The sequence below is a fragment of the Anabaena sp. CCY 0017 genome (genome assembly GCF_963920885.1).
GTDB lineage: Bacteria > Cyanobacteriota > Cyanobacteriia > Cyanobacteriales > Nostocaceae > Nodularia.
The window spans coordinates 1-13,857 of the sequence record NZ_CAWUDG010000013.1 but is presented as its reverse complement, the minus strand read 5'-3'; the positions used below and the strand labels follow the sequence as shown (position 1 = coordinate 13,857).

The following is a 13,857-nucleotide window of genomic DNA, read 5'->3' as shown; positions in this document are numbered from 1 at the left end:
ATAATGGTGAAGATACTGTTTAGTTTGTTCTCAACAGCCCCAACCGACAATTAGGAACCGAACGGCAGTACTTCCCGCAATACGCTGTAGCCATTAAGATCCCAAAGTAAGTAAGCAACAAAACCAATCATCGCCAAGCGACCATTCCAAAGTTCAGATTGAGGCGTAAACCCAAATTTTAAAGCATTACGATCCTTGCCGTTGTAGGCGGTTTCTGTAGCATCATTAGGATAATTTCCCATTATCAATTTTCCAGCCAATAATAAGATTTCCTTTTTTATAGTATTTACCTGCTCATTTAGTGCTATCTGTCTCTAGTGCCAAAGTGTAAGCAAGTCTAAAGGATGAATTTTTCAGATTTATCAGGAATACTGGGAAGAATCGCAACTCTGAGAATTTTTAGATTTTAAATATTATGAGAATTTTTGCTCAAATAATTTATAAATGTCATAACACTGGCAATGTGAACAAAAAATCAAACTTCAGATGCCATAAAAAATCTAACGAAAGTTAGAAGGTTTCGTGAGTATTATTATCCAAACTAAAAGACAGTATTATATTTATAATTGCTGAATATGGCTCCCACAGTATTAATTACAGGTGCATCTGAAGGCATCGGCAAATCAACGGCACTTTTATTTTCCCGCAAAGGTTATAATCTCGTCCTTGCAGCCCGTCATGCTAAAACATTAGCCACCACATCCCAAGAGATAGAAAACCTTGGTCATCCCGCCCCATTAACTATAACTTGTGATGTCAAAGATCCATCTCAGGTAGATATATTAGTGCAGGCAGCATTAGAAAATTATGCTGATATCGATGTGCTGGTAAATAATGCCGGGATATTTGCATCAGGGCCAGTAGAACAATTTTCGCTCGATGATTGGCATGAAGTTATAGACACTAACCTTTGGGGATATATTCATACTATTCATGCCCTGTTACCGCATTTTCTACAACGGGGAAGGGGAACCATAGTTAATGTTAGTTCTATTGGCGGTAAAGTACCTACAGCTTACATGGTTCCCTACTGTACGAGTAAGTTTGCTGTGACAGGGTTAACGGAAACACTGCAAGCGGAATTACAACCAAAAGGTATTCAAGTTTGTGGGATTTATCCGAATTTAATCAAGAGTAGTTTTATGGAACGGGCAGTTTTTCGAGGACAGGATGAACAAGAAATCCAAACTCGAAGGGAACAGCTTGATAATGTCCTGAAAACTCCTGTAATAGAGAAGCCGGAAGATGTGGCGAATGCTATTTGGGATGCAGTCCAGCATCAAAAGTCAGATGTCATGGTTGGTTCTGCTAATGTCTCTCAGGGTTTATATCGATTGTTTCCTGGTGTGATGAAGTGGGTTTCTCGGCAAACTTTGAAAAATCAAGATAATTAATCAATACCGTTGCTAATTTAGGAAGTTCAACGCCTGTAGAAACGGGATGAATACGATTTAAGGAATGAATTTATGAAAAATGAAAATTTATACTCTATGTTCCTCTTTGACCTAACTTTAGTGGAGCAAGAACTTTTATCTGGTGGACAAAACCCAGATGATGTGGATGGTGATTTCGAGAAAGATAAAGATAAGGAGAAACAGAAGGATAAAAATATTACAAATTTCTCGATTGCTCAACAGGATATAAGTGGGTCAGTGGAAATAAACTTAACTATAAGTATGTAAGCAAAAGTAAAGACAATTTTCCATATTTATGTTATCAGCGATCGCTCATGGTGGATGTTTGTGCGATCGCTCGTCATAGCTTTTCCCTCAAGAATGTTGAATTATGGACAGTAGGCTAAGTTGCATTGAAATAAGTATCTTCTCGTAGTCTGTATAATGATGTAGTCATTTACCAATAGTTTCAATACTTAGGTTTAAGTATATAACAGTAGTTTCTTCATGTTTCAATATGTGGTTTTACATATTTTTGTATTGCCACATATTCAGTTGCTAGGCACTCTTCCCTACTCAAGATTTATGGGGGTGGAATAGCTATGGCAATTATTGTGGTATTTACTGAAAGTCCTCTAGACGTTGTATTTATTTTTTTCAATAGTAATCATGAAAAATTTACTATTTAAACTCTTGCTGTTAAGTTTAAATGTGTTTATAATTTCAATTGATACATCATTTGCTACATCAACATAAGGAAAAATTAAACATTGGAGGTACATAAGCATATCGCTTATGGTTTTTAACTGATAAAAACATAGATTATATTATCACTTTCCGAAAATATAAAAATAAATCAGTTAATACTTTTATAAATCCTGAGAATTCAAGAGCATTCATAACAATTTATAAAATTCACAACTTTTTTAGGTTACTGCGAAAAAATTAATACTTGCTCAAAATTGAATTAATCTGCACATTATAGGTTTATGACTATTTAAGTTATAATAAAATGCTTGCAAATTTCAACAAATAACTAAATACAATTAAATAAAAAATGTAACAAAATGGATAATGATTTGTATGAGTGAACCTATTTCTTTGATACTAGATGATGGGCGGAACATTGCGATAATCGTAGGAACAATTATTACCTTGCTAACCTTGATCAAGGGCGTTTATGAATACACACGCCAGGTAGCGCAAAAACGAAGTGAGCAGTACGCGGAAATGCGAAAGCGGTTTAGAGAGAGTAAAACTTTTCCAAAATTACTTGACTTGCTTGAGGAAAATGACCCTAAACTAGCTAAACTTCCTTGGTCGGAAAAGGTTGAGCTACTAGGGTTCTATGAGGATGTTGCTTTAATGGTATATTCCGGCATAATGAAACGTCATGTTGCCTTCTATATGTTTGCATATTATGCTCTGCGTTGTTGGGACAGCGAGTACTTTTGGCATGATGTTAATCGGAACAGCAGTTATTGGTCACTCTTCCGACATTTTGTCGAAGATATGAAAGCAATTGAAGACTCTTTTGTCTTCCGCATCAAAAATTACCGTTTGTAGGGGCATGAAAATCATTGAAAAAGAAAACGGGGTTAAGCTTAAAATTTTGATTGAGTAAGGATTCTTTCAAGGGTAGTAGTAGCTCACTTTTCAAATCCTCAATTAACTGCTTAACAGGAAATTAAGGATTTTAGCGGTAAAAAACTTTTTTAGTATTCATGTAATGCTGCTTATTTCCGTTTTTCGTTCGATGCTGGGAAATTGAAAATAAAATTGCTGAGACTAGGCGAACTCAAGAACAGTCGATAGTAACTTTTAATAAAGGAAAGCAACAACTCATATAGATTCGTAATAAGTTAGAGTTAACTCTCCAAAATATCACTAATGCCTCAACTAAATTAGTAAATTAAATTTTCTCTAAGTTATTATTGGCAATACTCTTCAGTCGCTAAAGAATAAGTCCATCGCATTTACCCGAATGGATTTCTTAGGGCAAACGAACCACAGAGACACAGAGTACACAGAGAAATAAGGAAGAGAGAGTTTATTATTTTAGCTTTTTGGATGGTTTCTTCTTTGTCACTCCCTTATCGTGACTCACACTCGCGTTTAGTGACATGGTGGCGATAGCGAAACATCGCTTCTAATTGGGCTTGTATTAGCCAACCACTGGCAAATTCAACTGTACTACCACCAGGCATAGAGAAGGAAACCGCATCAGTTAACTTGGTTTTACCATTTTCTGGGGCGAATTCATGTCGATGTACCCAAGTTTCAAAAGGGCCAGATATCTGTTCGTCAATAAACAAACGATTTTTTTCACATTCAGTGTGTCGCGCTAACCAAGTTAAAGGTAATAGCCCTAAAAATAAACGAAATTCAGTGATAGCGCCCACTTCTAGCCCGCCTTCACGACGAATTACTTGCACCGGTTGCCAAGGTGGGTTGAGTAGTTGTAAAATATCTGGTCTTTCGTGGAATTTCCACACTACTTCGACTGGCGCATTAATGACTGAGGAATGTTGAAATTGCAGCATGGAAAGAAAAAACGTAAAATTTAGCTTTCGCAGTCAGTTGAAATCTCTATATCTAGGGTATCTTCATCAACCGATACATACAAAATATTCGGGTTACAGCAAACTTGACAATCTTCTACATAAGATTGTTGTGAACCGGCACTTAAATCGATAAAAGTTAAGTTTGGTTCGCCGCAATAAGCGCAGTAGTACTCAGCAGTATTTTGCATTTAATGGCTGTAGTTCTGGGGGGGTTGAGTTGAAATGACTGGTAGCTTCAGCCAAGTGCTTCAGTAGTGTAGACTGTGGTAGCGGCCCTTGCAAGTGATTCCAAGGTAAGATTTGCTCTGTTGACCAATTGCTGTGGACGTAAAACTCTAAATCGGGTATTTGCCCTTTGAGTTGTTTGAAAGCACGTTTGTAGCTACCTAAAGAGTCGCCAAATTCACGGGTTAATTCTAGAAGTTGGGACAGTCTGCGATCGCCTCTCGATATCAAAGCCTGTATAATTGACCAATTATAGCTTTCTGGGCGAAATTCTATCCCCTGGGGTTTTAGCTGTTTTTGCAGCATCTGTAGCCGCTTTTCGGCTTGGCGATTTACCCCAAACCATTGAAATGGCGTGTGTGCTTTGGGAACAAATGTACTACATCCAAAGGTTAACCGCAGTCCTGGGGCGGCTTTTTTAATACTCCGCATCATCGCCACAGTTTGCTCTAAATCTTCTGGTTCTTCACCGGGGATACCTGCCATACCGTAAAGCTTCAAACCTTTTAATCCTCCAGCCTTGGCATTGATGGCTGCTTGGATGATTTCATCATTATGCAGCTTTTTGTTGACGATTTGGCGGAGTTTTTCAGAACCACTCTCTACTGCAATTGTAAGCGATCGCGTGTCTCGTTTTGCTAAAGTTTCGGCAAGCTGCACAGTTACGGTATTGGTTCGCACCGAGGCAATACTCAAACGGACATCATCGTATTTGGGCTGACTAATATAATCTAACAAAGCCTCAAACTCTGGGTGTTGAGTCACAGAAGCCCCCAATAACCCCAAGCGGTTGGTGACAGCTAACCCTTTTTCAATAGCGGGAATTAACGACTCTTCCAAACTGGCTGTTCTAAAAGGTAAAGTCAGATAACTCGCCATACAAAAGCGGCACATTTCGGGACAACTCCGCACCACTTCCACCATATAAATATTTTCCCATGCGGCTTTTTCTGTCACCACAGTTGATGTAGATAAAGTATTCCCTCGGTAAGTCTGTTTCTGCACCACTGCGGGAATTTCTGGGAACATTGGCTTGATTGACTTTAACTCACCATCTTTTGCGTGATATTCCACCGCATACAAACTAGGAACATAAATTCCTGGTACTTGCGCCAAAGCTTTGAGTTGAATTTCTCTAGAAGCGTTTCTGACTTCTTTATAAGTTTCAATAAAATTAGGTAGCAGATTTTCCCCGTCACCGAGTAAAATGATGTCAAAAAAGTCGGCAAAAGGTTCTGGGTTAGCAGTGAGAACAGGGCCACCACCAAAAATTATCGGATGGGAATCATTGCGAGAAGTAGCCCTGATGGGAATATCTAAAGATTCGAGTAAATTTAAAATATTCACATAATCGAGTTCCCAGGAGATAGAAAATCCCACAATTTCCGGGTTTCTCGGTAGTTGTTCTTGAATATCGGTAAATAAGCGACTCACCTGCACATCTTCACGCATGGCTAAAGTTGCCCACACCACCTGATAGCCGAGGCTGGTAATACCCACTGTGTACTCGTTGGGAAAGGCGAAAATTAGCGGTATAGCATCGTTGTGGGGGGTTGTGGGGGTGAATAGAAGGCGTTCAGAGGCAAATAGAGATGATGTCACAGGTATTTATTAGGAGCAAGTTTATCTATATTTAATTTTAAGCCATAGAATTATGAAGTTGAAAAATAAGGTGAAGCTGTTAGCCAGAATAATCGGTAAGGATTTTAAATAAATTCCATATATTAACCATAAGGAAAGACCACTTATAAATGTAATCAGCATCAGGTAAGATACATCTTTTGCTGATTTGCTTTGCCATGTTTTCCACATTTGGGGTAAGAAGGCGCTGGTTGTTAAGGTGGCAGCACATAATCCTAATATTGTGATAAATTCCATATCCGTTAGGTTGTAATATATAGGAATTATATCTGAGTTTTAATAAGTAATTTTAAACGAACCGCCAAGTCGCCAAGAACGCCAAGGGAATGTTGACGGAAAAAAAGTTTCTTCCGACTGCTAAATTATCACATAATTTTGTATTTAACAGGTTTAATTGTAGAGACATTGTACATAAAATCTCTACAATTTAAAAATTGAAAATATCGGTTTTATTTCTGAGTATTCTGCTTTTTGAGATAATCTTTAGCCCAAGCATAGCGTTTTGCATCTTTTTTCAAAAGATACTGTGCTGCTTCATCTCGTTTGTCATCATTCTTGGCATTCTTGAGTATTCTTTTAATTTCAGCATCAATATCTTCAGTTTCAGCCCCAAGCTTAATAGCTTTTTCAAACCAAACATTACCTTTATCATACGCATATCTGTCATAACAGATAGCTCCCATTAAAGTATAAGGTTGATGAGTCTCAGGTTGATAATCAATGGCTTGCATTGCACATATTTCTGCATCATCTAATTTATAAATATCTCTAAAGGCTGCACCTCTAGATACTGAAATAGCTGATTTTAGCTTATTATCCTTAATTTTATTTAAGTCTAAATTTGTAATTTTTAAAGCCTCTTCAGGTTCTTTTGCTTTACGCCAACAACTACTAGCATTTGGGATACTCCATTTATTTCCAGTCCGTTTCATTTCACTCTCATAAAATTCTGCTTCTAATCTGTAATATGCACGAGCTATCTTTCCATCATGAGATAACAAATCTTCTTCTATAAGCTGGAACACTAATACAGGATCTAAGCGTTCTTTTTTCTCAATTTTTAGCATAATTTCGTAGAATGGCTCCATTGGTAATGCAGGATCTATCAAGCCATATTTTTTCTTGAGAATCGCAAAGTGCTTTTTTTGGGCTAAAATAATGATATCTTCATATTTATTATTTCTTAGCCAGTCAATTTCTCCATCGCTCAGAACTCCTCCTGATTCTATCCTTGAATTCAAAATAAAAGCATATTTTTGATTGGCAAATTCAATTGTTTCAGTTAGATTAATTCCCCTTAAATATTTGATATCACTCTTATTTAGCTGAGGATGTGTCTCAATCTTTTTAAGCAGGTTATATAAATCACTATTCAATGATAAATCTGTGTATTTAGTTGCTTTATACTTAACCTTCAAAGCAGTGAATTCTCGTTTTTTTTCAAGTTCCTCTGCAATGGTAATTGTTCCTGTAAGTTTTTGTTTCTTCAACCAGTGCATTTCTGAAGCAATGAGTTTTGTATCTGTATCAAGTTTTTGTAGTATTAGATATAGTTGACTGGATAGTTCTTTATCTGGGTGTTGGCTTGCTTGATACTTAGCCTTTAATTCGGTAAATTTAGCTTGTCTTGCAGATTCTTGTTGTTGAAAAATTTCTATCGTTTCAGACAGTTTATGATTGAGTAGCCACTGGTATTCAGACTGAGTTAAACTTGTTTCTGTATCTAGTCTATTTAGTATTTTATACAGATGGCTGTTAGGGAATGAATCTTGAACTTTAGTGGCTTTATACTTTTGCTTCAAAGCAGCAAATCGTCTCATATCCTGAACAATTTCGACGGTTTGAGTAAGTCGATTATCTTGCAATAATTTAAATTCTGAATCAGTTAAATTATTTCCTGCTTCAAGTTTCCAAAGTATAGAATATAAAAAACTTGTTACTGATGTATCCCAGTTGTTGGAGACTTTATATTTAGTTTTTAGTTGAGAAAATTCAATTTCTAGCCTTTTGCGTTCTCCCAGCTTAAACTTTTCTAATTCAATAATTTCAATTGTTTCAAAAAGCTTCCGTTTTCGCAACCAATTTAATTCTAACTCACTGAGTTCAATATCTAAGTCAACTTTTCGCAAAATCAGATACAGCAAGTTAGAAGGTGATGAATCTTCATATTGAGTTGCTTGGTATTTACACTTGAGTTCAGCAAAATGTTTGAGCCGAGTTTTATAATCTTTATCCATGTTGACAGTAGCTGCTATTACACGCTTTAGAATGTATTACAGACTACTATAACAATGGCAAGTAAAAATATCTAGTCAGAATGTAAATTTAGATATTTATTTTTACCATATTCTATCACGCAATTGCGCGACAGAATAATCTATAATCCTTACAGGATAAGAGTTATAGCACAAACATTGATTGTGTTTGTTTACTGATCGTGAATGACCAATTACAACACCTGACACTGCCCATGATGGCGTAATAAATGGTCACACAATACTAATGCTACCATCGCTTCAACCATTGGCACTGCACGGGGTAAAACACAAGGATCATGTCTTCCTTTGGCTGCTAATACTGTTTCTTCACCTTCTTTAGTAACTGTTTTTTGCTCTTTTCTAATGGTGGCTGTGGGCTTAAATGCAACTCTTAAAATTATATTTTCACCGTTGGAAATTCCCCCTTGGATACCTCCAGAACGGTTGGTAACGGTGCGAATTTCTCCATTTTCATCAATATAAAATTCGTCGTTATGTTCAATTCCTGTTAGTAGTGTCCCGGCAAAACCTGAACCAATTTCAAAGCCTTTACTAGCGGGTAGAGACATCACACCTTTGGCAATATCAGCTTCTAATTTATCAAATACTGGTTCGCCTAAACCTTTGGGGACATTCCGGGCGACGCATTCCACTACACCACCGATGGAATCACCTTGTCTGCCAATTTGTTCTATTAATTCAATCATGCGATCGCAACATTCCGCATCGGGACAGCGGACAATATTGCTTTCGACTTGTTCTAAGGTGACGGTGTTGGGATCTATTACGCCTTCTAAGTCTTTGATGCGCTTGACGTAACCGATAATTTCAATATTAGCAACTTGACGGAGAATTTTTTTAGCGATCGCACCAGCTGCAACTCTACCTATTGTCTCACGGGCTGATGACCTGCCGCCACCTTGCCAATTACGAATGCCATATTTTGCATCATAAGTTGCATCGGCGTGGGATGGGCGATAGGTTTGCGCCATCTCGTCGTAGTCTTGGGGACGGGTGTCTTTATTCCGCACCATAATGGCTATGGGTGTTCCCAAGGTTTTTCCTGCAAATACTCCAGAGAGGATTTCGCAAGTGTCGGCTTCTTTGCGGGGTGTGGTAATTTTACTTTGTCCCGGTCGTCTTCTGTCTAATTCTACTTGAATTTCTTCGGCTGTAATTTCCAGTTGTGGAGGACAGCCATCAATTATTACCCCCACACCGCCGCCGTGGGACTCGCCAAATGTTGTAATGCGAAATAAATGTCCGAATGTGTTACCCATGATGTTGAGGAAAAAAAGTGAGGCTTTTGTATTGTACCGAATGTTATTACTTAAGAAAATGATAAGTTTTTCGGTTTTGCTTTGGTGGTTGTCAGGAATAATGGAGGTTGGAGGACGAACCGCCAAGTCGCCAAGTACGCCAAGGGAAGAGAGATTATTTTTTGAATTTTAAGTTTGTATTTTTTAAGTATTGGGAAGAGGTTATTAAGTGCAGATGGATTTCTGCTATTTTGCTGTAATTATCCGGTTTTTGGGTGTTTTTATCCTAAATCTTGATGTGTAAATGATTGGGCGTTTTCTCCAGTATATGCGGCGACAATATGACCGTTACCAGTCATTTGATATTTGTAGGTAATTAATCCTTCTAATCCGACTGGTCCACGGGGCGGCATTTGTTGGGTGCTAATTCCTACTTCTGCACCAAATCCGTAGCGGAAACCATCAGCGAAACGGGTAGAACAATTGTGAAATACTCCGGCTGCATTCACTAGTCCAAAAAAGGTTTCTACGGCTGCTAAATCTTCTGTGATGATGGCTTCAGTATGACGGGAACCATATTCGTTAATATGAGCGATCGCCTCTTCTATTGAGTCTACTATTTTAATCGCTAAAATAAAATCACTGTATTCTGTTTCCCAGTCTGTATCTGTGGCTTTGAAAATATTTGGTAATATTTCTAAGCTGCGTTGACCACCTCTTAATTCTACATCAACTAGTTGCAAAGATTCTGCAATTTTCGGTAAAAATTCGGCAGCTATTGATTGGTGAATTAACAAAGTTTCAATGGCATTACAAGCTGCGGCATATTGAATTTTAGCATCAACGGTAACTTTAATGGCTTTGGCAATATCAGCAGCTTTGTCTATATAAATATGACAAATTCCCTCGGCGTGTCCTAATACGGGAATGCGGGTATTATCCTGGACAAACTGCACAAAGGAGTTGGAACCTCTGGGAATAATTAAATCTACATATTTATCTAAATTTAAAAGTTCTAAGGTTTCTTCTCTGGTTGTTAATAACTGTACTGCATCTGAGTTCACCGCAGTCTGAGATAATCCTTGTTTAATGGCTTTAACTATGGCTTCACAAGAACGAATTGCTTCTTTTCCACCTTTGAGAATTACACCGTTACCTGATTTAATCGCCAGGGAAACAATTTGAATCGCTGCTTCTGGACGGGCTTCAAAAATAATCCCTAATACACCCAAAGGACAAGTTATCCGCTTGAGAACTAAACCTGTATCAAGTTCCCGGTGAATCTGCATTTGACCCACTGGATCAGCTAGTTTACCCACATCTCGCACCCCAGCGATCGCATCTCTTAATTTATGTTCATCTAACTGCAACCGTTTATACAGTGGTTTAGCAATTCCCTCAGCATCTGCGGCTTGACAATCAGCGATATTTGCCTGTAGTATCTCATCCTTGGCTGATTCTAAAGCTTGCGCGATCGCTTCTAAGGCTTGATTTTTCGCTTCAGTGTCCAGAAGTGCCAATTTACTAGCAGCTTGGCGGGTTTGTTGCGCGATCGCAATTAAGGGAGAAGTATCTTGAATAATAGTCATATTACAAAACTGAGCTTTTTCCTCATCCTATCAATCTTAGGAATCTGAATTAAATAACATCTTTATCTCCCCTCTCCTTATCAAGGAGAGGGGCTGGGGGTGAGGTTCTCCATATTATACTTGTTAAGTTTCCGTAATTCTGATGACAAGGGCTGGATCTATTGAGTATTGATGGATAAACTTTGCCCACAATAATATACTATGTCATTGCAATCTGGATTAGAAGCCTTTCAACAAGGACGTTATCAGGAAGCGGTGGAATTACTCGAACAATTCAGCCGTAATTGTGTTGACCAAAATTCCTCTGATTATCTTTCAGCGCAGATGTGGCTGATGAAAGCTTATCAAGGTACAGGCGAAATTGAAAAAGCCACAATCCTCTGTCAAAAGTTAATGGTAAGTGAAAACCCACAGGCTCGTAAATGGGCAGAAAAAGCCCGCAAATCTTTCACTCAACCGTCTAACCCCATGCAAAAAGCTGGACGTGCGGCTACTACTGGTGTCAAATTAGCGATGGGAGGTGTAGGCGGTAATTTAGCTTTAGCTTCTGGTGTCACCATGACCTTGATGTCTGGTATGGTGTTGGTCTTGGGTTTAAGCTTAGTATTAATTGTGGGTAGTGACAATCCAGTGCAAGGGTTATTCTTTGCGATCGCCATTACTTTAATTTTCAATATCGCGGCCTTTTTTCTGTCTCCTTGGTTCATGGACTTAACCCAACGCTGGCTTTATCAGACTCGCTGGGTAGAGTTTGCAGAAGTGGAAAGCCTCAGCCCAGAAACAGCGAAAATTATACGCCAAATCTGCGAAGATAAAAATCTCAAAACTCCCCGCTTGGGAATTATTGACGACCAAAACCCCACGGCTTTTACCTACGGTTCCTTACCTAATAGCGCTCGTTTAGTAGTCAGTCAGGGACTTTTCACTTACCTGGATGATGATGAAATTGCTACCGTTTACGCCCATGAATTAGGACACGTTGTGCATTGGGATTTTGCGGTGATGACAGTAGCCTCTACCTTAGTGCAGATTTGCTACCTGATTTATATTACAGCCAATAGATTGAGTCGTGGCGGCAATAGTAAAATCAAAGATGCTTTGCAAACTGCTGGTTCCCTGGCTTACGTGTTTTATATTGTTGGCACTTATTTATTATTGTACCTTTCCCGTACCAGAGAATACTTTGCTGACCACTTCGCCGCCGAAACCACAGGGAACCCCAATGGATTATCCCGTGCTTTGGTGAAAATTGCCTATGGTATTTTAGAAGAAGGAGAGCGATCGCCTGAACCCAGTCGTTTAGTTGAAGGCACTCGTGCTTTGGGTATTTATGACCATAAAGCCGCAAGTTCCACCGGAACCGCTTACCGAGTTGCATCTGACCCCCAAAAAATTGGGCGCGTCTTTTTGTGGGATATGTTTAATCCTTGGGGTTGGTGGATGGAATTAAATTCTACTCATCCATTGACAGGTAAACGTGTCCGTGCATTGAGTACCTATGCGGAACAGTTAGGTTTACCAATCGAGTTCGACATGGGAAGAGTCATCGGAGAAGGTAAAACTTTGAATAAGCAGAAGCTTTACGGTAACTTTTTCTTAGATATGCTGCTATATGGTGCGGAAACTATTGGTTTCTTCGCAGGCTTAATAATTGGCTTCATTTTACTATCAACTTCCGCCAATCCAGGTTTAATATTGGGTGCGCCACTCATCGGCTTAGGGTTAGGAATACTAGTCAAAGCCTTTGTCATGTTTCCCGACTACAACCAAGCACCAGCAACTGATATTCTCACTTTAATGTCAGACCCCTATGCTAGTCCTTTACGCGGACAACCCGCAAAAATAGAAGGTTCACTAATTGGTCGTGGCGACGCTGGTTATAAATTTGGTTCCGATTTGAAAATCCAAGACCGTAACGGGATGCTTTATCTGCGTTACGCCTCCCGTTTTGGCCCCATCGGTAACTTCTTATTTGGGATGAAGCGAGTAGAAAGCTTGATTGGTGAACAAGTCGGGGCTGTAGGTTGGTTTCGCCGGGGTATAATGCCTTGGATGGATTTAATCCAACTTCAGAGTGAAAATGGCACAATTGTCAATAGTTACCATCGTTTTTGGTCATTCATCCTGGGAGGTGGAGCGATTATTCTGGGAGTAGCCTTAATTATATTTTTGAATTCCTAGGCTACTATCAAAGCATTTCTCAACCCAGCTTTAATTGATCAGGAGGTGGTTAGTAACTGCCTCCTTTGCTTTGGGGTGAAGCAATTTTAGATTTGAGAATCTGGGCGATTTTCTGGCGAGTAAGGAACACCTAAGCCCTGGGGAGGTTTAGATTTACCAGCTAATCCCAGTAATGCTAATAAAGCGATCGCATAGGGTAACATGGCGAGAAACTGATAGGGAATGTTCACACCCAGGGCTTGAATCCGTAACTATAAAGCTTCTGTCGCGCCAAACAACAAACAAGTTAGAGTAATACCTATAGGATGCCATCTGCCAAAAATTAAAGCTGCGATCGCAATAAATCCTTTACCTGCACTCATATTTTCGGCAAAAAATTGTATTTGTACTAAAGTCAGATAAGCACCTCCTAAACTGGCAAGACAGCCACTAAGGATAACCGCCCAATATCGCACCTGAGAGACTGCAACCCCAGTCGTAGCAGCAGCTTCGGGATATTCACCTACAGCCCGTAATGTCAACCCAAAGCTAGTGTGAAATAAAATATAGTAACTTACAGCAACTAAAATTATCAGTAAATATACGAAAACATCTTGCTGAAACAATATAGAACCCAGTAGAGGGATATTCGCCAAACCAGGAATGACTAAAGGCTCAATTCCTGCTAATCTTTGAGTACTACCGCCATCAAAGGGAGCAACGCGATTTTGTGAAGTCGGAGAAAAAACAAGCGATCGCAAAAACTG

The 13,857-nt window shown here is 39.0% G+C and carries 12 protein-coding genes and 1 pseudogene; 4 read left to right on the top strand and 9 right to left on the bottom strand.

What is annotated here, in order from left to right:
- Nucleotides 1-50: 50 nt before the first annotated feature.
- Nucleotides 51-242, bottom strand: coding sequence for a chlorophyll a/b-binding protein (locus ACM0OW_RS15860; protein WP_414551130.1), 192 nt, complete (start codon nt 240-242; stop codon nt 51-53).
- Nucleotides 243-575: 333 nt separating this feature from the next.
- Here ACM0OW_RS15860 and ACM0OW_RS15855 point away from each other — a divergent pair, with 333 nt between their 5' ends.
- The 3 genes from ACM0OW_RS15855 to ACM0OW_RS15845 all read left to right on the top strand — a co-directional run bounded on the left by ACM0OW_RS15855 (nt 576) and on the right by ACM0OW_RS15845 (nt 2,960).
- Entirely contained in the window at nt 576-1,394 is an 819-nt protein-coding gene (locus tag ACM0OW_RS15855; RefSeq protein WP_414551129.1) for an SDR family NAD(P)-dependent oxidoreductase, read from the top strand.
- 72 nt (nt 1,395-1,466) lie between these two features.
- Nucleotides 1,467-1,682, top strand: coding sequence for a hypothetical protein (locus ACM0OW_RS15850; RefSeq protein ID WP_414551128.1), 216 nt, complete (start codon nt 1,467-1,469; stop codon nt 1,680-1,682).
- Nucleotides 1,683-2,477: 795 nt separating this feature from the next.
- The gene (locus ACM0OW_RS15845; RefSeq protein ID WP_414551127.1) at nt 2,478-2,960 is read left to right on the top strand and encodes a hypothetical protein; all 483 of its coding nucleotides are present in this window, start codon (nt 2,478-2,480) and stop codon (nt 2,958-2,960) included.
- A gap of 527 nt (nt 2,961-3,487) precedes the next feature.
- On the opposite strand, the gene ACM0OW_RS15840 is transcribed toward ACM0OW_RS15845, so the two are convergent.
- The 7 genes from ACM0OW_RS15840 to ACM0OW_RS15810 form a co-directional block, all read right to left on the bottom strand.
- Nucleotides 3,488-3,937, bottom strand: coding sequence for an SRPBCC family protein (locus ACM0OW_RS15840; protein ID WP_414551126.1), 450 nt, complete (start codon nt 3,935-3,937; stop codon nt 3,488-3,490).
- Between the two features lie 20 nt (nt 3,938-3,957).
- On the bottom strand, nt 3,958-4,146 hold the full coding sequence (locus ACM0OW_RS15835) for a CPXCG motif-containing cysteine-rich protein (protein ID WP_074163337.1): 189 nt from the start codon (nt 4,144-4,146) through the stop codon (nt 3,958-3,960).
- Nucleotides 4,130-5,785 carry a B12-binding domain-containing radical SAM protein gene (locus ACM0OW_RS15830; protein ID WP_414551125.1) on the bottom strand — a complete coding sequence of 552 codons (1,656 nt, stop codon included), beginning with the start codon at nt 5,783-5,785 and terminating at the stop codon, nt 4,130-4,132. Before ACM0OW_RS15830 ends, ACM0OW_RS15835 begins: the two co-directional genes overlap by 17 nt.
- A 21-nt stretch (nt 5,786-5,806) precedes the next feature.
- Nucleotides 5,807-6,061 (bottom strand): SemiSWEET transporter, encoded by a 255-nt coding sequence (locus tag ACM0OW_RS15825; RefSeq protein WP_414551124.1) that lies wholly within the window; start codon nt 6,059-6,061, stop codon nt 5,807-5,809.
- 212 nt (nt 6,062-6,273) lie between these two features.
- On the bottom strand, nt 6,274-8,061 hold the full coding sequence (locus ACM0OW_RS15820) for a hypothetical protein (RefSeq protein WP_414551123.1): 1,788 nt from the start codon (nt 8,059-8,061) through the stop codon (nt 6,274-6,276).
- A gap of 212 nt (nt 8,062-8,273) precedes the next feature.
- On the bottom strand, nt 8,274-9,362 hold the full coding sequence (gene aroC, locus ACM0OW_RS15815; protein WP_414551122.1) for a chorismate synthase: 1,089 nt from the start codon (nt 9,360-9,362) through the stop codon (nt 8,274-8,276).
- 260 nt (nt 9,363-9,622) lie between these two features.
- A complete protein-coding gene (locus ACM0OW_RS15810; protein WP_414551121.1) occupies nt 9,623-10,930 on the bottom strand; it encodes a glutamate-5-semialdehyde dehydrogenase in 1,308 nt (435 codons plus the stop codon).
- A 201-nt stretch (nt 10,931-11,131) separates the two neighbouring features.
- Between ACM0OW_RS15810 and ACM0OW_RS15805 the strand changes: the two genes are divergently transcribed.
- Nucleotides 11,132-13,111, top strand: coding sequence for a M48 family metalloprotease (locus tag ACM0OW_RS15805; RefSeq protein ID WP_414551120.1), 1,980 nt, complete (start codon nt 11,132-11,134; stop codon nt 13,109-13,111).
- An 86-nt stretch (nt 13,112-13,197) separates the two neighbouring features.
- Here ACM0OW_RS15805 and ACM0OW_RS15800 read toward each other — a convergent pair.
- Nucleotides 13,198-13,857 (bottom strand): annotated as a pseudogene (locus tag ACM0OW_RS15800) (ABC transporter permease); the annotation flags it as partial.

What these genes read in the sequence shown, in the direction of transcription:
- ACM0OW_RS15860 (WP_414551130.1), bottom strand. Translation starts at nt 242, where the DNA reads ATGGGAAATTATCCTAATGATGCTACAGAAACCGCCTACAACGGCAAG.
- ACM0OW_RS15855 (WP_414551129.1), top strand. Translation starts at nt 576, where the DNA reads ATGGCTCCCACAGTATTAATTACAGGTGCATCTGAAGGCATCGGCAAA.
- ACM0OW_RS15850 (WP_414551128.1), top strand. Translation starts at nt 1,467, where the DNA reads ATGAAAAATGAAAATTTATACTCTATGTTCCTCTTTGACCTAACTTTA.
- ACM0OW_RS15845 (WP_414551127.1), top strand. Translation starts at nt 2,478, where the DNA reads ATGAGTGAACCTATTTCTTTGATACTAGATGATGGGCGGAACATTGCG.
- ACM0OW_RS15840 (WP_414551126.1), bottom strand. Translation starts at nt 3,937, where the DNA reads ATGCTGCAATTTCAACATTCCTCAGTCATTAATGCGCCAGTCGAAGTA.
- ACM0OW_RS15835 (WP_074163337.1), bottom strand. Translation starts at nt 4,146, where the DNA reads ATGCAAAATACTGCTGAGTACTACTGCGCTTATTGCGGCGAACCAAAC.
- ACM0OW_RS15825 (WP_414551124.1), bottom strand. Translation starts at nt 6,061, where the DNA reads ATGGAATTTATCACAATATTAGGATTATGTGCTGCCACCTTAACAACC.
- ACM0OW_RS15820 (WP_414551123.1), bottom strand. Translation starts at nt 8,061, where the DNA reads ATGGATAAAGATTATAAAACTCGGCTCAAACATTTTGCTGAACTCAAG.
- aroC (WP_414551122.1), bottom strand. Translation starts at nt 9,362, where the DNA reads ATGGGTAACACATTCGGACATTTATTTCGCATTACAACATTTGGCGAG.
- ACM0OW_RS15810 (WP_414551121.1), bottom strand. Translation starts at nt 10,930, where the DNA reads ATGACTATTATTCAAGATACTTCTCCCTTAATTGCGATCGCGCAACAA.
- ACM0OW_RS15805 (WP_414551120.1), top strand. Translation starts at nt 11,132, where the DNA reads ATGTCATTGCAATCTGGATTAGAAGCCTTTCAACAAGGACGTTATCAG.